Genomic DNA, 18,867 nt, shown 5'->3' on the forward strand with positions numbered 1-18,867 from the left:
CCGATGGCCCGCCCCGGTGTTCGCGGTCGGTGGGTCAGGGGCGGGGCAGCGCCGCCTCGATGAGCGCGTTCTGCTCCACCTCGTGCATCTTCGCCGAGCCGACGGCCGGGGCGGCGGCGGCGGGGCGGGAGATGCGACGCAGGCGGACCCCGTCGAGGTGCTCCAGCAGGTTGAGCGCGACGAACGACCAGGAACCCTGGTTGGCCGGCTCCTCCTGCACCCAGGCGAAGTCCTCCGCGTTCGGGTACTGGGCGAGCGCGGCCCGGATCTCCTCCACCGGCATCGGGTAGAGCTGCTCCAGCCGGATCAGCGCGGTGTCGGTGACGCCGCGCTCCTGCCGCGCCTGGAACAGGTCGTAGTAGACCTTGCCCGAGCAGAGCAGCACCCGCTTGACCTGATCGGCGGCGGGTGCCGCCTGGTCGGCCAGGACCGGTGCGAAGGTGCCGGTGGTGAAGTCCTCGACCGGGGAGACGCAGAGCTTGTGCCGCAGCAGGGACTTCGGCGTGAACACCACCAGCGGCTTGCGCTTCGGCGAGAGGGCCTGGCGACGCAGCAGGTGGAAGTAGTTCGCCGGGGTGGTCGGGATGGCCACCCGCATGTTGTCCTCGGCGCAGAGCTGGAGGAACCGCTCGGGCCGGCCGGAGGTGTGGTCCGGGCCCTGTCCCTCGTGGCCGTGCGGCAGCAGCAGGGTGACCGCGGAGCGCTGGCCCCACTTCACCTCACCGGAGGAGATGAACTCGTCGATCACCGACTGGGCGCCGTTGACGAAGTCGCCGAACTGGGCCTCCCAGCAGACCAGCGCGTTCAGGTTCTCCACCGAGTAGCCGTACTCGAAGCCCATCGCGGCGTACTCGGAGAGCAGCGAGTCGTGCACGAAGAGCCGGGACCGCTCGCCGTCGCCGGTCAGCGACTGCAACGGCAGGTAGTCGTCACCGGTCTCGGCGTCCACGATCGAGGCGTGCCGCTGCACGAAGGTGCCGCGCCGGGAGTCCTGTCCGGCGAGCCGGACGGTGACCCCGTCGTGCAGCAGTGCCCCGAAGGCGATGATCTCGCCGAAGCCCCAGTCGATGTTGCCCTCGACGGACATCCGGGCCCGCCGGTCGAGCAACTGCTGGATCCGCTTGTGCGGGGTGAAGCCGTCCGGCAGGTTGACGTGCGCCTCGCCGACGGCCTTGACCACCGACGCGTCGGTCGCGGTCTCCACCTGCGGCTCCGGCTCGTCCTGCCGGGCCGGGCGGCTGACCTGGCGCGGGGTGCTGGCCGCGTCGCGGGTGGCCTTGAAGACCCGCTCCAACTGCGCCTGGTAGTCGCGCAGCAGCTCCTCGGCGTCCTCGACGGTGATGTCACCCCGCCCGATCAGCTCCTCGGTGTAGAGCTTGCGGACCGAGCGCTTCGAGTCAATGATCTTGTACATCTGGGGGTTGGACATCGAGGGGTCGTCGCCCTCGTTGTGCCCGCGCCGCCGGTAGCAGACCAGGTCGATCACGACGTCCTTGTTGAACGTCTGCCGGTACTCGAAGGCCAGCCGGGCGACCCGGACCACGGCCTCGGGGTCGTCGCCGTTGACGTGGAAGATCGGCGCCTGGATCATCCGCGCCACGTCGGTGCTGTAGAGGCTGGACCGGGAGTACTCCGGCGCGGTGGTGAAGCCGACCTGGTTGTTGACCACCACGTGCACGGTCCCACCGGTGCGGTAGCCGCGCAGCTGGGAGAGGTTGAGCGTCTCGGCCACCACACCCTGACCGGCGAAGGCGGCGTCGCCGTGCACCGCCAGCGGCAGCACGGTGTAGCCCTCCAGCTTGAGGTCGATGCGGTCCTGCTTGGCGCGGACGATGCCCTCCAGCACCGGGTCGACCGCCTCCAGGTGCGACGGGTTCGCCACCACCGAGACCTTGACCGAGTGGTCACCGGCCGGCGTGGTGAACTTGCCGTTCTGGCCCAGGTGGTATTTCACGTCGCCGGAACCCTGGGTGGAGCGCGGGTCGAGGTGCCCCTCGAACTCCGAGAAGATCTTCTCGTACGGCTTGCCGACGATGTTGGCCAGCACGTTGAGACGACCCCGGTGGGCCATGCCGATCACGACCTCGTCCAGGTCGTTCTCGGCGGACGCCTCCAGCACCTCGCCGAGGAGCGGGATCAGCGACTCGCCGCCCTCCAGCGAGAAGCGCTTCTGCCCGACGTACTTGGTCTGCAGGAACGTCTCGAAAGCCTCGGCCGCGTTGAGCCGGTTCAGCACGTGCTTCTGCTCGTCGGCCGGCGGCTTCTCGTACTTGCGCTCGACCCGCTCCTGGATCCAGCGGCGCTCGGCCGGGTCCTGGATGTGCATGTACTCGATGCCGACCCGGCGGCAGTACGAGTCGCGCAGCACCCCGAGGATCTCCCGCAGCCGCATCCGCTGCCGGCCGTTGAAGCCGTTCACCGGGAAGGTGCGGTCCAGGTCCCACAGGGTCAGCCCGTGCTGGAGGACGTCCAGGTCGGGGTGCTTGCGGATCTTGAACTCCAGCGGGTCGGTGTCGGCCATCAGGTGGCCCCGGACCCGGTAGGAGTGGATCAGCTCGTGCACCCGCGCGGTCTTGTTGATCTGCCCCTCGCTGTCGACCGCGACGTCGCGCATCCAGCGCACCGGCTCGTACGGGATGCGCAGCGAGGTGAAGATCTGGTCGTAGTAGCCGTGCTCGCCGAGCAGCAGCTCGTGCATGACCTTGAGGAACTCGCCGGACTGCGCGCCCTGGATGATCCGGTGGTCGTACGTGCTGGTCAGCGTGATGACCTTGCTGACCGCCAGCTCGGCCAGGGTGGCCTCGCTCATGCCCTGGTACGGCGCCGGGTACTCCATCGCGCCGACGCCGATGATCGCGCTCTGGCCCTGCATCAGGCGCGGCATCGAGTGCACGGTGCCGATGCCGCCGGGGTTGGTCAGCGAGATGGTGGTGCCGGAGTAGTCGTCCATGGTCAGTTCGTTGCGGCGGGCCCGCCGGACGACGTCCTCGTACGCCTGCCAGAACTGCCGGAAGTCCATCTGCTCGCAACCCTTGATGGAGGGCACCACCAGGGTCCGGCTGCCGTCGGGCTTGGCCAGGTCGATGGCGATGCCCAGGTTGACGTGCTCGGGGCGGACCATCGCCGGCTTGCCGTCGACCTCGGCGAAGGAGTTGTTCATCTCCGGGTGCGCGACCATCGCCCGGACCAGCGCGTAGCCGACCAGGTGGGTGAAGCTGACCTTGCCACCGCGCCCTCGGGCGAGGTGGTTGTTGATCACGATGCGGTTGTCCACCAGCAGCTTGGCCGGCACCGCGCGCACGCTGGTCGCGGTCGGCACGGCCAGTGAGGCGTCCATGTTCTGCACGATCCGGGCGGCGACGCCGCGCAGCGGCGTGGTCTGCGGCCCGGTGGCGGTCGGGGCCGACTTCGCCGGGGTGGACTTCGTCGTGGTCGCCTTGGCCGGCTCGGACTTGGCGGCCGGCTTGGCCTTCGCCGGTGCCGTGGACTTGGCCGGCTCCGCCTTGGCCGCGGGTGTGGCCTTGGCGCTCGGCTCGGACTTGGCGGCACTCGGCTCGGTCTTGGCCGGGGCCTTCGGGGCGGACTCGGTGGTGGTCGCCGGGCCGTCACCGTCGGCGGAGCGGCCCTTGCCGGGGCCGGGCCGGTAGTCGGCGAAGAAGTCGTGCCAGGCCGGGTCGACGCTGCTGGGATCGGCGAGGTAGCGCTGGTACATCTCCTCGACGATCCACTCGTTCGGGCCGAAACCCGCCAGTGGGTTCTCCTGCGAAGTCTGCTGGGTCGACACGGCCGGTAATCGCCTCTTTCACGCGGGTTTGGTGTGTCACGCGGTGTCCGTCCGCGCCAGGACGAGCGCACACAGGACGGGTTCAAGGCTACGCCGTACTGATCGCTGAGGCATTTCCACCTCCGTCCCGTGGTCCGATTCACAGAAGATGCCAGAAGTTCCGTAAGCCCAGCGTGTCGCCCTGCTAGCTGCTATGACACGGGCCCGGCCCGACCGGCTCGTCGCCGATCGGACCGGGCCCGGCCCGGTCGCTCTCCGGGTCCGCGAATCAGGAGATGTCGCGACGCCGCGTAATCAGGATGCCGACCACGCAGCTCACCACGGCGTAGCCGATCAGCACCACGGCACCGACCCACCAGGCGGGCAACATCTCGTTCTCACCTGGGGTGATCATGATCTGGGAGGCCGCCGCGGGCCAGATCACCTGCCACTTGATCACGGCCATGTTGTCCAGCCAGTTCGACAGCAGGAGGAACAGCAGACCGACAACTTGTGTACCAATTAGGTAAAGCACCGACGCGGTGATCACCGCACCGAGCTGGCTGGTGATCAGCGTGCCGATACCCACGCCCAGCACGGTCCAGATGGCGTACGCCATCAGGTTGAGCAGCAGGGCCCGCTGGACCTCCCACTCGCCGAGCATCGTGCCGTGGTCGTTGAGCGTCAGGAACAGCGCTCCGGCACCCAGGTCGATCACGGTGGTCACCAGCCAGAACGCGAAGCCCAGCAGGCTGGCCGCGATGAGCTTGCTGACGATCACCGCGGTCCGCCGCGGGGTGGCCAGGAAGGTGGTGGTCGCCGTCTGGTGGAAGAACTCGTTGGTGACCATCAGGATGCCGATCAGCATCACGAACATCAGGCCGAGGTACTGACCCGAGGTGTAGATGTTCGCCGCCTGTGCCGGCGCGGAGGCGGCGTCGCCGGTGTAACCGAACTCCTCCCCGCCGCCGCTGAGCGTCTCGTTGGCCAGCCAGGCGTTGAACGGGAAGGCCATGGCGATCGACAGGAACGCCGCGATGGCCAGCCACCACCAGGTGCTGGTGGTGCGGATCTTGAGCAGTTCGGCGCGGACGAGGTTGCTCATCGGATGCCCGCCTTTCCGGCCGTCAGCTCCAGGAACACGCGTTCCAGGTCGGGTCGTTCGGTGCTCAGCTCGTGCAGCTCCACCCCGGCGGCCAGGGCTGCCCGGCCCACCGTCGGGGCGTCCACCCCGGCGATCAGCAGGGTGCCGTGCTCGTCGGTCTGCACGGTGGCCTCGCCGCCGGCCAGCGCCGCGGTCAGCGCGTCCGCCTGCGGGGTGCGGACCCGGACCCGGGCACCCTGCGCCATCGACCCGATCACCTGCTCGACCGGTCCCTGCCGGACGAGCTGCCCGGCCGCGATGATCACCACGTCGTCGGCGAGCAACTGCATCTCCGACAGCAGGTGGCTGGAGACCAGCACGGTGCGGCCCTCGGCGGCCAGGCCCTTGAGGAACCCGCGCATCCACCGGATGCCCTCCGGGTCCAGACCGTTGGCCGGCTCGTCGAGGATGAGCACCTGGGGGTCGCCGAGCATCGCCGCGGCGATGCCGAGGCGCTGCTTCATACCCAGCGAGTAACCCTTGAACTTGCGCTTCGCCGCCGGGCTCAGGCCGACCATGGCGAGCGCCTCGTCGGCCCGCTGCCGGGGCAACCCGGCCGCCGCGCAGATCACTCGCAGGTGGTTGATTCCGGTACGCCCCTTGTGCGCGCTGGACGCCTCCAGCACCGCGCCGACGTGCCGCAGCGGGTCGACCAGGTCCGGGTACCGGCGGCCACCGATGGTGGCGGTGCCGGCGCTCGGGGTGACCAGGTTCAGCAGCATCCGCAGCGTGGTGGTCTTGCCGGCGCCGTTCGGACCGAGGAATCCGGTGACCCGGCCCGGCTCGATCGTGAACGACAGATTGTTGACCGCCAGCACGTTGCGGTACTGCTTGGTCAGACCGGAGACCACGATCTGCGCGTCGCTATTGGGGCGTGACTGCCCGTCGGACATCATTCTCCTCCCGTGGCGCCGGGGTGCGCCGTTGCACAGCGTGACGGTAATGGTCAGGCAAATCAATCGGGCGCGTTCCGGAGATCGTGCTCCGTCCCAGGCAGGAGCTGCCTCATCCCCAGGTACGACCCGATCGACGGTCGTCCTCCACCGCGATCCAGATCGCACGGGCGTGGGCCAGCAGATCACCCTCCGGCGCGTACAGGCTGGTGTGCACCAACGCCTTGCGGCCCTGCGTGGTGATCACCACACCGGTCACCACGCACTCGGTGCCCGGCTCGGGCAGCGCCTCGACCCGCGCGGCGATCCGCCCGAGCAGGTACGGCCGGTCCGCGCCGAGCACCGTCCAGCCGCCCGGGCAGTCCAGCGCGGCCCAGACCGTCGGCACGCCCACCTGCGCCGGCACCCGCCACGGGGCGGCCGTCCGGCCCTCCGGCAGCGGTCCGGGAAAGATCCGCAGGCCGTCGGCGCGCTCCGGGCCGCAGACGAAGCAGCCGGGGAACGGGTGGTCCACCAGACCCGGGTACGCCGTCGAGGCGGATCGGGCGGTGGCCGAGTCCACCGGCGGCGCCACCACGTCGAACGGCTCGGCGGGACGGAGTTGCGCGACCACCTCGCCGGCCGGATCGTGCACCTGGCCCTCGGTCAGCGTCAGCGGCGTGTCCAGTGGCGGCGGTCGACGCAGAGTCACCTCCACCGGCCCGGACCCGCCGTACGCCGAGGCGAAGACGCCCGCGCTCCATCCGCCGTTGCCGGAGCCGGGCGGCCCGTGGTAGCGCGCCTCGATGATCATCGGACTCCTTCCGCCGCGCCCGGCCCCGTCGCCGGGCGGACCCCGGGCAGCCTCGCACGATCCCCGGGCCGGACCGGCCGACGGGTCAGCCACCGGTCGCCCACCGGCGTTCACCGGATCGACACCGGTCGCCACCGGAGCCGGCAACCCGTCGGGGGCTACACAGTGGGCATGGCTGTTCTGTCCGCCGCGGACGTACCTATCACGACCAGCGGCTACACCCTCTCGATCGCCGACGGACCCCGCCAGGTCGAGGCCGCGCAACGCCTACGTCACGAGGTGTTCGCCGGCGAGCTGGGCGCGACCGTCGCGCCGGACGCACCCGGCCTGGACACCGACGCCCTCGACCCGTACTGCGACCACCTGCTGGTGCGCCAGGAGCACACCGGGGCGGTGGTCGGCACGTACCGCCTCCTGCCGCCGGGGCGGACGGACCGTCGCTACGCGGCGGGAGAGTTCGACCTGGCCCCGCTCGACCCGCTGGACGGGCAACTGGTCGAGGCGGGTCGGTCCTGCGTACACCCGGACCACCGGACCGGCGCGGTGATCAACCTGATGTGGGCGGGCATCGCCCGCTACCTGCACCTGCGCGGCCTGCGTTGGCTCGGCGGCTGCGCCTCGGTGCCGGTGGCCGACGGCGGCCTGGCCGCCGCCGCGATCTGGGCGCAGGTGCGCGCCCGCCACCTGGCGCCGCCCGCGCTGCGGGTCCGTCCGCTGCGGCCCTGGTTCGCCGAGCCGGGCGTGCCGCGCGTGCCGGTGGCGGGTGCCGCCGGGCTGATCCCGCCGCTGCTCCGCGGTTACCTGCGGCTCGGTGCCCAGGTCTGCGGCGAGCCGGGGTACGACCCGGACTTCGGGGTGGCCGACTACTACGTGCTGCTCGACCTGGACCGGATGAACCCCCGCTACCGGCGGCACTTCCTCGGTGGTCGACCGTGACCGCGCTCGCCCACCCGCTGTGGCGACCCGACTCCACCTGCGGTCCGGAGTGCCTGTCCCGCACCGACGACACCCACACCGTCCCGGTGGCCCGACGGCTGCTCCGGGCCACCGCCCTGCTCGGCATGCTCGGGCTCGGCGTCGGGGTGGCCGCGCTGCTCCCGCTGCTGCCCGCCCGCGAGTGGGCGGGCCTGACCAGCGCCTGGGCCCGCGCCACGGCCCGGGCCTGCGGGGTGCGTCTGCGGGTACGCGGGCGGCTGCCCCGGCGGCGGGTCCTGCTGGTCGCCAACCACGTCTCCTGGTGGGACGTGCCGGCGCTGCTGGCGGTCGCCCCGGCCCGGTTGGTGGCCAAGCGGGAGGTCGGTCGCTGGCCGCTGGTGGGCCTGCTGGCCCGGGCGGCGGGCACGGTCTTCGTGGACCGCACCCGCCCGCGCCGCCTGCCGGCCACCGTGGACCGGGTGGCGGCGACCCTGCGGGCGGGCCGCTCCGTCGCGGTGTTCCCGGAGGGCACCACCTGGTGCGGTACGGGTGCCGCCTGCCGCCCTCGGACCGGCTTCCGGCCGGCGATGTTCCAGGCCGCGATCGACGCCGGGGCGCCCGTGGTGCCGCTGCGGATCGGCTACCGGCTCGGGACGACCGGACCAGCCACCACGGCACCGGCCTTCCTCGGCGCGGAGAGCCTGCTGCGGTCGGTCTGCCGGGTGCTCGCCCTGCGGGAGCTGACCGTCACCGTGGAGATCGCCGCGCCGCTGTACCCGACCCGTACCGCCGACCGTCGGGCGCTCGCCCGGGTCGCCGAATCGGCGGTGCACCTCGTACCGTCGTCGGCGGGTGTGCCGCCCACCGCGCCGGTGCCGGTACGGTCGCTGTGGAGGCCCCCGCAGCGTGTGGTCGGGCCGTCGCCGACCGGTACGACCGGACCCGAGATGCCGCTCGCCGCCTGAGCCGTTCGCTCACAGGGTTTTTTCAGTGACCGCCCAGCATGGGCGCAGCGACTGCGCGGATGATGGGCGGCATGGCGGCTACCCAGACCGAGGCCCGACTGCTCGTGGTCGAGGACGATCCCAACATCCTCGAACTGCTCTCCGCGAGCCTGCGGTTCGCCGGGTTCGACGTGGCCACCGCCACCAGCGGCAGCGCCGCGCTCAGCGCGGCCCGGGACCACCGGCCCGATCTGGTGGTGCTCGACGTGATGCTGCCGGACCTGGACGGCTTCGAGGTGATCCGGATGATGCGCGAGGGCGGCACCCGTACGCCGGTGGTCTTCCTCACCGCCCGGGACGCCACCGACGACAAGATCCGTGGGTTGACCCTCGGCGGCGACGACTACGTCACCAAGCCGTTCAGCCTGGAGGAGTTGACCGCCCGGATCCGGGCGGTGCTGCGCCGCACCAGCACCGGCGAGCAGACGCCCGCCCGCCTCACCTTCGCCGACCTGGAGCTGGACGAGGAGACCCACGAGGTGTATCGGGCCGGTCAGCGGGTCCAGCTCTCGCCGACCGAGTTCAAGCTGCTGCGTTACCTGATGCTCAACGCCAACCGGGTGCTCTCCAAGGCGCAGATCCTCGACCACGTCTGGAACTACGACTTCCGGGGCGACGACAACATCGTCGAGTCCTACATCTCCTACCTGCGGCGCAAGGTCGACACCATCGAGCCCCGGCTCATCCACACCCTGCGGGGGGTCGGGTACGTACTCCGCAAGCCGGCGGCGTGAACCCGGTCCAGCAGGGCAAGACCCGACTCCGCTCGGTACCGCTGCGGGTCAAGCTCGTCGCGGCCGTACTCGCGTTGGTCGCGGCTGCGCTGCTGGTTATCGCCTCGCTGACCACGATCTTCCTCCGCAGCTACCTGGTCGGGCAGATCGACACACAGTTGCGAGGCTCGGGCCAGACGCTCGGTCCGCTGGTCCCCCTGATGAAGACCGGCCGGGTGGGAGCGATGCTGCCCAGCGACTACTTCGTGGTGCTGGCGAACCCGGAACTCGGCCTCACCCGGCCGTACTACGACGACAACACCTTCGGTCCGCAGCAGTTGCCGCGCGTCCCCGACGACGTGCAGGGTTTCTCCGAGCGGGTGGGGGAGCCCAGGACCGTGACGTCGTGGGACGGGCACACCCGGTGGCGGATGTACTACGTCGAGGTGTCCGACGGCGAGGTGTTGGCGATCGGGCAGCACCTCACCGAGGTCGAGGCGGCGGTCAAGCGGCTCATCCTGATCGACATGCTGGTCGGTGGGGCGGTGCTGATCCTGCTCGCCTCGGTCGGCGCGGCCATCGTGCGGACCAGCCTGAAACCGTTGGTGGAGATCGAACGTACCGCCGCCGCGATCGCCGGGGGTGACCTCAGCCGCCGGGTGCCCGACCCCGAGTACGGGCAGCCCTGTCCCACCTCGGAGCTGGGTCGGCTGTCCCGTGCGTTGAACGCGATGCTCAGCCAGATCGAGATGGCCTTCACCGCCCGTGCGGCGTCCGAGTTCGCGGCCCGCTCCGCCGAGAGCGCCGCCCGGGAGGCGGCGGAGGCGGCCCGTGCCTCCGAGGCGCGATCCCGCCGCTCCGAGGAGCGGATGCGGCAGTTCGTCGCGGACGCCTCGCACGAGCTGCGGACCCCGCTGACCACCATCCGGGGTTTCGCCGAGCTGTACCGGCAGGGTGCGGCCCGCGCCCCCGAGCAGACCTCCGACCTGCTGCGTCGGATCGAGGACGAGGCGTCCCGGATGGGTCTGCTGGTGGAGGACCTGTTGCTGCTGGCCCGGCTGGACCTGGAGCGGCCGTTGTCGCTCGCCCCGGTGGAACTGCCCGTGCTGGCCGCCGACGCGGTGGAGGCGGCCCGGGCGACCGCGCCGGACCGGCGGATCGAGCTGGAGATCCAGTCGGGTTCCGGGCCGTTGGTGGTGCGCGGCGACGACGCCCGGCTGCGGCAGGTGATCGGCAACCTGATGACGAACGCGCTGCGGCACACCCCGTCGGAGGCGTCGGTGACGCTGCGGCTGCGCGCCGAACCCGGCGACCTGGCGGTGATCGAGGTCGCCGACACCGGGCCGGGGCTCACCGGCGAGCAGGCGGAACGGGTCTTCGAACGCTTCTACCGGGCGGACGCCTCGCGGACCCGACGCAGTGGGTCGTACACCGGTACCGGCCTGGGCCTGGCCATCGTCGCGGCTCTGGTGTCGGTGCACCAGGGCACCGTGGAGGTGACCGACACACCGGGTGGGGGTGCCACCTTCCGGATCCGGCTGCCGTTGGCGCCCGCCACGGACATCGATGACGAATGATTTTCAGCGAACGCTCAGGCCCGGCTAAGGCGGAACGCAGTGCGATGGGTAAAGGTAGAGGCATGAGCGAGTACGAGTCCGACCCGCGCCGGCCGGCACCGACCGACGCCGAGCCGTCGCATCCCGAGCTGTCCCGTGCCGAGTACGCGCGGACCGACTCTCCTGGCATTCCGGCCTCCGGCGGCGGTGCCGACCGGACCGCCGAGGCGCCGACCGTCCCGGTGCGGGCGGTCGACGCGCCGGGCACCCGTGGGCAGGACAACGAGCCCACGATGACCGGCCTACCCACCGCCGGCTCGGCTCCGCCGGCCTCCGGTCGACCCACCTGGTCGCCGTCGGGTGGGCAACCGCACCAGCCCGGCCAGCCGGTCTCCGCCCAGCCCGGCTACGGCAACCCTGCCGGCTACGGCGCCCCGTCCGGCTACGCCGCGCAGTCTGGTTACGGCAGCCAGTCCGGTTACGGCGCGCAGTCCGGCTACGGCGCGCAGTCCGGCTACGGCGCCCAGCCGGGCCAGTCCGGTCAGTCCGGCTACGGCGGCCAGTCCGGTCAGTCCGGGTACGGGGGCCAGCCCGGTCAGCCCGGTCAGTCCGGCTACCCCCAATCCGGTGCCGGCTACTCCGGCGCGTCCTGGTACCCGAGCCAGTCGAGCTGGAGCGGCGGCACCCAGAGCGGCGGCTCCGGGCATTCGGGTTACCCGGGTCAGCCGGGGGCACCCGGCGGCTACCCGGGCCAGCCCGCCCCGTGGGGACCGGCCCCGTCCCAGGGGTCCAAGCCGGGGCGGGTCGCCAAGTTCATCGGCGCCGGTGTCGCGGTCTTCGTGCTGATGCTCGGCAGCGGTGTGGCCGGCGGGTCGCTCGCGCTGATGCTGAACGACGGCGGCAGCGGGAACCGCACGTTCTCCGCCGCGCCGGTGATCGACGGTGCCGACCTGCCGCGTATCGCCGCTTCCGTGCAGGACAGCGTGGTGTCGATCAGCACCGACAGCGGCGGGGGCTCCGGGGTGGTGCTGAGCGCCGACGGTTTCGTGCTGACCAACAACCACGTGATCGCCAACGGCGGCGACAACGTCCGGGTGATCTTCGCGAACGGCACCACCGCACGGGCCGAGATCGTCGGCACCGACCCGAAGACCGACCTGGCGGTGCTGAAGGCGAACGGGGTCACGAACCTCCAGGCCGCCACGTTCGGCGACAGCGACGCCATGCAGGTCGGCGACACGGTGCTCGCGTTGGGCAGCCCGCTCGGCCTCCAGGGCTCGGTGACGGCGGGCATCCTCAGCGCCCGGGACCGCACCATCCAGGCCGGCAGCGGACAGCCCGGCCAGTCGGCCAGCTCGATCTCCGGGCTGTTGCAGACCGACGCGCCGATCAACCCCGGTAACTCCGGCGGTGCGCTGGTCAACACGCGGGGCGAGGTGATCGGCATCAACACCGCCATCGCCACCTCCGGGCAGGGCTCCAGCGGCAACATCGGCGTGGGCTTCGCGATCCCCAGCAACAAGGCCAAGGACGTCACGGACAAGCTGCGACGCGGCGAGAAGATCAGCCACCCGTCGCTCGGGGTGAGTGTGAACGCTGCGCCCGGCGGCGGTGCGATGGTCGGTTCCCTGCTTCCGGGCGGTGCCGCCGAGCGGGCCGGCCTGCAACTGGGCGATGTGATCATCCGCTTCGGCGACAAGCGGATCAACGACTCCACCGACCTGGTCGGGGCCGTGCAGGCCGGCAAGGTCGGTGACCAGGTCGAGGTGGCCTACGTGCGGAACAGCGCCGAGGCGACGGTGACCGTGACGCTCGCCGAGGCGTCCTGACGCACGGATCTGCTTCCTCCCTCCGGGGCGGTGGGTGGCGCGGCCAAGGGGGTTGGTCGCGGCACCCGCCGCCCCTCTTCGTGGTCCCGGCACGGGTCACCCGCAGCGGGTGACCCGCGCTCACCCGGTATTCGGGCAGGCTCAGCGCTGCGGGAGCAGGTCAGGCGGATGGGGGGACCCATGACCACGGCAGCGACGGCCCGGACCGACGACCGGGTCCAGCGGGACGTACTGGACGAGCTCGACTGGGATCCGCGGGTACGCGGAACCGACATCGGGGTCACCGTGCACGACGGGGTGGTGACGCTGACCGGTGCGGTGGACGGTGCGGCCCGCAGGTGGGCGGCGGTCGGTGCGGCCCGACGGGTACGCGGCGTCCGCGCGATAGCCGACGAGATCGAGGTGCGTCCCGCCGGGCCGGACGGGATCACCGACGGCGAACTGGCGATCGCGGCCGCTCGGGCGTTGGAGTGGAACAGTTTCGTGCCGGCCGAACGCCTGGACGTCACCGTCGCCGCCGGTTGGCTGATGCTGCGCGGCGAGGTGGAGTTCGGGTGGCAACGGCGTACCGCCGAGCGGGAGTTGCGCCGGCTGCGGGGCGTACGCGGGGTGACGAACCTGGTCGGGGTGCGGTCCGCCGTCCCGCCCGACGGCGACCGGGTACGCCGCGACGTGCAACGTGCCCTGCTGCGCGGTATCGGCACGGAACGGGTGACCGTGCAGGTCAGCGGCGACACGGTGACCCTGACCGGGGTGGTGCGGTCGTGGTGGGAACGCGACCAGGCGGAACGGATGGCCTGGTCGGCCGAGGGGGTGTCGGTGGTACGCGACGAACTGATCGTGGGCGGCTGAGCCGCGATGCGGTGTCCCGTTTGCCGGCGGCGGCACCGGGAAACCGCTTCGATCCCCGACCGCCGTACCGGGGATCGGGGCCAGCGGAGACGGACGGGGAGGGCTCGTGGCCGACAACGTTCCCTGGGAACGCCCACTACGGATCGCGATGGTGGTGCCACCCTGGCTGTCCGTGCCCCCGCCCGGCTACGGCGGGTTGGAGCAGGTGGTGGCGGGCCTGGTGGACGCCCTGGTCGACCGGGGACACGCGGTGACCCTGATGGGCGCCGGTGCGGCGCACGGCACCGCGGGCGACTTCCTCGCCACCCTCGACGAGTTGCAGTACGACCGGCTCGGTGAGTCACTGCCCGAACTGGCCCATCTGGCCCGGGTGAACCATCTGCTCAGCGCGGCCGACTTCGACGTCGTGCACGACCACACCACGATCGGTCCGCTGGTCGCCGGACGTCGCGCGGTGCCCACCGTGGCGACCGTGCACGGCAACCCGGTGGGCGAGTACGGCACCGTGCTCAGCGACACCGACCAGGGCGTCGGTCTGGTCGCCATCTCGCATGCCCAACGGCGGCTGAACCCGCGACTGCCCTGGGTCGGCACCGTGCACAACGCGATGGAGGTCGGCGGGTTCCCGCGTAAGACCGCAGCCGGTGACGGGCCGGTGCTGTGGCTCGCCCGTTTCAGTCCGGACAAGGGGCCGGACCTGGCCATCCGTGCCTGCCGGGAGGCCGGCCTGGCGTTGGTGCTGGCCGGCAAGTGCAGCGAGCCGGCGGAGCAGCGGTACTTCGACGAGGTCGTCCGACCGCTGCTCGGCCCGGACGTCACGGTGGTCCGCGACGCCGACCGGGAGGTCGCGCTGCGGCTGCTGGTCGAGGCGTCCTGCCTCATCATGCCGATCCAGTGGGAGGAGCCCTTCGGCATCGTCATGCTGGAGGCGATGGCCACCGGCACGCCGGTGGTGGCGTTGCGCCGGGGCGCGGTGCCGGAGCTGGTCCGGCCCGGGGTGACCGGGTTGATCTGCGAGCGTCCGGAGGAGTTGCCGGCGGCGTTGCGCGAGGCACCCCGCCTCGACCCGGCGGACTGCGTGGCGCACGTGGCCCGGACCTTCTCGGTGGAGCGGATGGCGGCCGGCTACGAGGAGGTGTACCGCCGGTTCCTGGCGGCGGCCACCCCACGGTCCGCGACACGGGAACCGGCTCGGGTGACCCGCGCCTAGGGCCTGTGTCGAAGTCCCTGGCCGGCCTGCGGCGGGCCCAGGCGACGACCGGCCGCGTTGGGAATTGGTCCGGATACAACACCGGTATCCGGACCAATTCCCGCCTTGCCGGACCGCAGCCTGGACTCCGCCTCGGCTCGACCGAGGACTTCGACACAGGCCCTAGACCCGTGACGGCATGGACCCCCTGCGTGGCCTGGACCTGCGCGGCGCCGAGCGGCGCGGACCCCGTGCGGCCTAGACCTGCGCGGCGCCGAGCGCGGTGATCGCCGCGTCCAGTTGCCGGGCGTACGCCGGGCTCAGCCCCTCCTCGCGCAGCCGGGTGGCGACCTTCTCGCGGAGCCGGGCGACCTCGGGTCCCAGTTCACCGTCGCCCTGGGCCACCGCCCGGGTGAGGTTGCGTAGTTCGTTGCGCAGGTCGAGGGCGACGTCGTCGCGGATGCCGCCGTCGGCGAGACCGGCGCCGATCACCCGGTCGAGCCGGTTCGCGGCCTCGACCAGGGTGTCCGGTCGGCTCGCCCGGGTGGGCGCGGCGCTGGTCGGGGGCGGCGCGGCCGAGGTGATCGGCGGTGCCACGGGTGGTTGCGCGCTGGCGGTGTCGTCCGGCGCGGTCGGCCCGGCCGACGCGCTCGGCTGGGGCGTGGGCAGCGCCGCAGGGGGCTCGTCGCCCTCCGGCAGCAGTGCCGGGACCAGCAGCGCCGCCCCGATCACCAGGATCGCTGCCGGGACCAGGACCGCCGGTCGCAGCAGCCGTCGGCGTCGTTCGGTCGGGGCGTCGTCGCCGGGGGAGCGCGTTCCCGGCTGGTGGCCGCCGGGCGTGGGTTCCCCGGCCGCCGTGGCCGTCGTCGGGGCACCGGCCGCTCCGCTGGCGCCGGGAACGACCGGCCCGACGATGGTGCTGTGGGCCGGACCGACGGCGGCGGTGGCGCGGGTCGACGTCAGCGCGGGGAGCGTGACGGTGGGGGAGAGCATGGTGGTGGCCTGTGGGTCGGCCGGGAGCATCTGGTCCCGCAGCACGGTGGCCACCTGGCGGGCGGTGGGACGGTCGGCCGGGTCGCGGGACAGGCACCGCAGGCAGACCTGGGCCACCGTCGGGGGAAGCCCCGGCACACCGTCCAGGGTGGGCGGTGCCCCCTCGGCCAGCGCGAGGCTGAGTTCCTCCCACGTGTCCGCCGGGTACGGCACCCGGCCGGTGAGCATCTCGTGGATCAGCACCCCGAGCGAGTAGACGTCGGTGGCGGGCTGGGTCGGCGCGCCGTCCAGCCGTTCCGGAGCCACGTACGCCGGGGTACCGAAGGTGCCGCCGTCCTCGTCGTCGTCGGGGGCGCCGATGCGGGTGGCGATGCCGAAGTCCAGCACCTTGGCGCCGACCTGCGTCATCATCACGTTGGCGGTGGTGACGTCGCGGTGCACGATGCCGAGCCGGTGCGCGGCGGCGAGCGCGTCCGCGACCTGCGCGCCGATCTCCACCGCCTCGGTCCACGGCAGCGGCCCCTCGGTGAGCCGGAACTCCAACTCCTCGCCGGTGAGCAGCTCCATCACCACGAACGACGTGATGGAGCCGTCCGGCGACACGGTCTCGCCGTAGTCGTGCACCGACGTCACGTGCGGGTGCACGAGCGCGGCGGCGGCGCGGGCCTCCTCGCGCACCATGTCGCGGAACCGGGCGTCGGCGGCCAGCGACGGGGCGAGCACCTTGAGTGCGACCACCCGGTCGAGCACCTCGTCGTGGGATCGCCAGATCACCGACATGCCACCGGCACCGATCTGGTCGATCAGCCGGTAACGGGTGGCCAGCAACCGGCCGGGCTGCAGTGCTGGCTTCACGGATCGCACCTGCCCTCATAGGTGGGAGCGGTATCAGGTTGCGCGAATGTTGCCGCCCTGTCAACGGTCGGCCGGGCAGCCCGTACCGGTTCGGACACGGTGCGTACGCAGGGGGGCCTGCTGTGCCGGGGTGAACGGGGTACGGCACGGACGTGCCAGGATGAACGGCATGGCTCGGGGACCGGTGGCGTTCGTGCTCGGGGGCGGTGGCGTCCTCGGCGCGGTCGAGGTGGGCATGCTGCGGGCCCTGTTCCGCGCCGGGATCCGCCCGGACATGGTGCTCGGCACGTCTATCGGCGCGGTCAACGGCGCACTCGTGGCGGCCGATCCGACCGAGGCGGTGACCGACCGGCTCGTCCGCCTCTGGGCGTCCCCCGAGGCCAGTGAGGTGTACGGCGACTCGGTGGCCCGGCAACTGCGGCGCTTCGCGGCGCGTACCCACCTGCACTCGCCCCGACCGTTGCGCAAGCTGCTGGAGAGCGAGCTGGGCGCGGAGACCACCTTCGCCGACCTTCAGGTCCCGTTCCGCTGCTGCGCCGCGAACATCGAGCGGGCCGCCGAGCACTGGTTCGTCAGCGGGGCGGTGGTGCCCGCCGTGCTCGCCTCCGCGTCGGTGCCGGGGCTGCTGCCGCCGGCCCGGATCGGCGACCAGCACTACGTCGACGGCGGCATCGTCAACTCGATCCCGATCGGCGAGGCGGTGGTGGCCGGCGCGGGCCGGATCTTCGTCCTCCAGGTGGGACGGATCGAACGGGCGCTGGCGCCGCCCCGGCGGCCCTGGGAGATCGCCCAGGTGGCCTTCGAGATCGCCCGCCGGCACCGGTTCGCCCGGGAGATGGCGGCCCTGCCCGACGGGGTCGAGGTGCACGTGTTGCCGACCGGCGGGCTGGAACCGCGCGACGACACCCCGTGGGCGTACCGGGACATGGCGGCGGTGGGGCGGCGGATCAGCCGCGCGTACTCGGCCTCCCGGCACTACCTGGCGAATCTGGAGCGTTGATGCCGCTACCGCACCGGTGGATCCGCCGTCTGCTGCTGGCGCCGGGAATGGTGCTGCTGGTGCTCCTGCTGGTGACCACCGTGCCGGTGTGGGCCGTGCTGGCCCTGGCCGTGTCCCCCTTCGTGCCGGGGCGGCTGCGCCCGCTGCGGGTGCTCTGGATCGGCTTCTGCTATCTCCTCTGGGACGCGGCGGCGCTGCTCTGTCTCTTCGGGCTCTGGGTCGCCTCCGGCTTCGGCTGGCGGGTCGGCTCGCCGGCCTTCCAGCGCGCCCACTACGTGCTGGCGGGCTGGTTCCTGCGGGTGCTGTTCTGGCAGGCGAAGTGGACGCTGCGGCTGACCATCGACGTGGTCGGCACCGACCCGGACACCGCGTTGCCCGGCCGACCCGAGCTGGTGGTCTGCCGGCACGCCGGTCCGGGCGACTCGTTCATCCTGATCCACGCGTTGGTGAACTGGTTCCAGCGGGAGCCGCGCATCGTCCTCAAGGACTCCCTCCAGTGGGACCCGGCGATCGACGTGCTGCTCAACCGGTTGCCGAGCCGGTTCATCGCGCCGGGGCGCGACGGCCGGGGCTCGCTCACCGACCAGATCGGGCACCTCGCCGTCGGTCTGGACGACGACGACGCCTTCGTGATCTTCCCGGAGGGCGGCAACTTCACCCCGAAGCGGCGGTTGCGGGCCATCGCCCGGCTGCGGGACCGGGGGCACGAGCGGATGGCGGTCAAGGCCGAGGCGATGCAGCACGTCCTCGCCCCGCAGCCCGGCGGCCTGCTGGCGGCGCTGGACGCGGCGCCGGACGCCGGAGTGATCTTCGTGGCGCACACCGGGCTGGACCGGATGCTCACCGTCGCCGACGTGTGGCGCGAGCTGCCGATGGACAAGCGGCTGGTGATGCGGTTCTGGTCGGTGCCGCCGGAAGAGGTCCCGACCGGCCGCCAGGAGCGCATCGACTGGCTGTACGAGTGGTGGAGTCGGATAGACGAGTGGATCGCGGCCAATCGTGACGACGCCGCGTAGGGTTCCGGGATGGACCAGATCAGCGTGGTGACGACGGTGGTGGACGCGCGGTCGGTCGCCGATCTGCTGGCCGCCGCCGCGGTGGCCGGTCGACTGGCGGCCTGTGCCCAGGTCGGTGGCCAGGTGGAGAGCACCTACTGGTGGCGTTCCGGGGTGGAGACCAGCACCGAGTGGTCGTTGCAGTTCAAGACCGCACCGGACCGGGTCGACGCGCTGGTGGAGCAGATCCGCGCCAGCCACCCGTACGAGGTGCCGGAGATCCTGGTCAGCCGGGTGGACTGCGGCGACCCGGCGTACGCGACCTGGGTGTTCGAGCACACCCGGGCCTGAGTACGCGCACTCTGGTGCTGGT

14 protein-coding genes and 1 pseudogene are annotated in these 18,867 nt (G+C 72.1%); 10 read left to right on the top strand and 5 right to left on the bottom strand.

Annotated elements, in window-relative coordinates:
- Positions 1–34: 34 nt before the first annotated feature.
- The 4 genes from ABZ738_RS03470 to ABZ738_RS03485 all read right to left on the bottom strand — a co-directional run bounded on the left by ABZ738_RS03470 (position 35) and on the right by ABZ738_RS03485 (position 6,593).
- Entirely contained in the window at positions 35–3,784 is a 3,750-nt protein-coding gene (locus ABZ738_RS03470; RefSeq protein WP_131053080.1) for a multifunctional oxoglutarate decarboxylase/oxoglutarate dehydrogenase thiamine pyrophosphate-binding subunit/dihydrolipoyllysine-residue succinyltransferase subunit, read from the bottom strand.
- A gap of 268 nt (positions 3,785–4,052) precedes the next feature.
- Complete coding sequence (locus ABZ738_RS03475; RefSeq protein WP_131053079.1) at positions 4,053–4,868, bottom strand: ABC transporter permease; 816 nt, start codon at positions 4,866–4,868, stop codon at positions 4,053–4,055.
- Positions 4,865–5,800: an ATP-binding cassette domain-containing protein gene (locus ABZ738_RS03480; RefSeq protein WP_131053078.1), complete on the bottom strand. Its 936-nt coding sequence runs from the start codon at positions 5,798–5,800 to the stop codon at positions 4,865–4,867. Before ABZ738_RS03480 ends, ABZ738_RS03475 begins: the two co-directional genes overlap by 4 nt.
- A gap of 112 nt (positions 5,801–5,912) precedes the next feature.
- Positions 5,913–6,593, bottom strand: a complete 681-nt coding sequence (locus ABZ738_RS03485; protein ID WP_131053077.1) for a hypothetical protein — start codon at positions 6,591–6,593, stop codon at positions 5,913–5,915.
- A 171-nt stretch (positions 6,594–6,764) separates the two neighbouring features.
- On the opposite strand from ABZ738_RS03485, the gene ABZ738_RS03490 reads away from it, so the two are divergent.
- The 7 genes and pseudogenes from ABZ738_RS03490 (at position 6,765) to ABZ738_RS03520 (ending at position 14,672) form a co-directional block, all read left to right on the top strand.
- Positions 6,765–7,529, top strand: coding sequence for a GNAT family N-acyltransferase (locus tag ABZ738_RS03490; protein ID WP_357210663.1), 765 nt, complete (start codon positions 6,765–6,767; stop codon positions 7,527–7,529).
- The gene (locus tag ABZ738_RS03495; RefSeq protein ID WP_357210665.1) at positions 7,526–8,473 is read left to right on the top strand and encodes a lysophospholipid acyltransferase family protein; all 948 of its coding nucleotides are present in this window, start codon (positions 7,526–7,528) and stop codon (positions 8,471–8,473) included. The genes ABZ738_RS03490 and ABZ738_RS03495 overlap by 4 nt, the downstream gene beginning before the upstream one ends.
- Before the next feature lie 71 nt (positions 8,474–8,544).
- Positions 8,545–9,246 carry a response regulator transcription factor gene (locus ABZ738_RS03500; protein ID WP_131055002.1) on the top strand — a complete coding sequence of 234 codons (702 nt, stop codon included), beginning with the start codon at positions 8,545–8,547 and terminating at the stop codon, positions 9,244–9,246.
- Positions 9,243–10,802 carry a HAMP domain-containing sensor histidine kinase gene (locus ABZ738_RS03505; RefSeq protein WP_131055001.1) on the top strand — a complete coding sequence of 520 codons (1,560 nt, stop codon included), beginning with the start codon at positions 9,243–9,245 and terminating at the stop codon, positions 10,800–10,802. Before ABZ738_RS03500 ends, ABZ738_RS03505 begins: the two co-directional genes overlap by 4 nt.
- 339 nt (positions 10,803–11,141) lie before the next feature.
- A pseudogene (locus tag ABZ738_RS03510) lies at positions 11,142–12,610 on the top strand (trypsin-like peptidase domain-containing protein).
- Positions 12,611–12,790: 180 nt separating this feature from the next.
- Positions 12,791–13,462 (top strand): BON domain-containing protein, encoded by a 672-nt coding sequence (locus tag ABZ738_RS03515; protein WP_131055000.1) that lies wholly within the window; start codon positions 12,791–12,793, stop codon positions 13,460–13,462.
- A gap of 148 nt (positions 13,463–13,610) precedes the next feature.
- Complete coding sequence (locus tag ABZ738_RS03520) at positions 13,611–14,672, top strand: glycosyltransferase family 4 protein (protein WP_131055004.1); 1,062 nt, start codon at positions 13,611–13,613, stop codon at positions 14,670–14,672.
- 237 nt (positions 14,673–14,909) lie between these two features.
- Here the strand turns inward: ABZ738_RS03520 and ABZ738_RS03525 are convergent, their stop codons facing one another.
- Positions 14,910–16,499, bottom strand: a complete 1,590-nt coding sequence (locus tag ABZ738_RS03525; RefSeq protein ID WP_176095133.1) for a serine/threonine-protein kinase — start codon at positions 16,497–16,499, stop codon at positions 14,910–14,912.
- A gap of 169 nt (positions 16,500–16,668) precedes the next feature.
- Here ABZ738_RS03525 and ABZ738_RS03530 point away from each other — a divergent pair, with 169 nt between their 5' ends.
- The 3 genes from ABZ738_RS03530 to cutA are packed head-to-tail and all read left to right on the top strand — an operon-like array spanning position 16,669 to position 18,845.
- Complete coding sequence (locus ABZ738_RS03530) at positions 16,669–17,499, top strand: patatin-like phospholipase family protein (protein WP_131057051.1); 831 nt, start codon at positions 16,669–16,671, stop codon at positions 17,497–17,499.
- Complete coding sequence (locus ABZ738_RS03535) at positions 17,499–18,515, top strand: 1-acyl-sn-glycerol-3-phosphate acyltransferase (RefSeq protein ID WP_131057049.1); 1,017 nt, start codon at positions 17,499–17,501, stop codon at positions 18,513–18,515. The genes ABZ738_RS03530 and ABZ738_RS03535 overlap by 1 nt, the downstream gene beginning before the upstream one ends.
- Positions 18,516–18,524: 9 nt before the next feature.
- Positions 18,525–18,845, top strand: a complete 321-nt coding sequence (gene cutA / locus ABZ738_RS03540) for a divalent-cation tolerance protein CutA (RefSeq protein WP_131057047.1) — start codon at positions 18,525–18,527, stop codon at positions 18,843–18,845.
- Positions 18,846–18,867 lie beyond the last annotated feature (22 nt).

Source organism: Micromonospora sp. NPDC047793 (assembly GCF_040642635.1).
In the GTDB taxonomy this organism is placed as follows: Bacteria; Actinomycetota; Actinomycetes; order Mycobacteriales; family Micromonosporaceae; genus Micromonospora.

Bases quoted from the DNA above. Each gene is read 5' to 3' on its own strand.
- ABZ738_RS03475 (WP_131053079.1), bottom strand. From the start codon at position 4,868: ATGAGCAACCTCGTCCGCGCCGAACTGCTCAAGATCCGCACCACCAGC.
- ABZ738_RS03480 (WP_131053078.1), bottom strand. From the start codon at position 5,800: ATGTCCGACGGGCAGTCACGCCCCAATAGCGACGCGCAGATCGTGGTC.
- ABZ738_RS03485 (WP_131053077.1), bottom strand. From the start codon at position 6,593: ATGATCATCGAGGCGCGCTACCACGGGCCGCCCGGCTCCGGCAACGGC.
- ABZ738_RS03490 (WP_357210663.1), top strand. From the start codon at position 6,765: ATGGCTGTTCTGTCCGCCGCGGACGTACCTATCACGACCAGCGGCTAC.
- ABZ738_RS03500 (WP_131055002.1), top strand. From the start codon at position 8,545: ATGGCGGCTACCCAGACCGAGGCCCGACTGCTCGTGGTCGAGGACGAT.
- ABZ738_RS03515 (WP_131055000.1), top strand. From the start codon at position 12,791: ATGACCACGGCAGCGACGGCCCGGACCGACGACCGGGTCCAGCGGGAC.
- ABZ738_RS03520 (WP_131055004.1), top strand. From the start codon at position 13,611: ATGGTGGTGCCACCCTGGCTGTCCGTGCCCCCGCCCGGCTACGGCGGG.
- ABZ738_RS03530 (WP_131057051.1), top strand. From the start codon at position 16,669: ATGGCTCGGGGACCGGTGGCGTTCGTGCTCGGGGGCGGTGGCGTCCTC.
- ABZ738_RS03535 (WP_131057049.1), top strand. From the start codon at position 17,499: ATGCCGCTACCGCACCGGTGGATCCGCCGTCTGCTGCTGGCGCCGGGA.
- cutA (WP_131057047.1), top strand. From the start codon at position 18,525: ATGGACCAGATCAGCGTGGTGACGACGGTGGTGGACGCGCGGTCGGTC.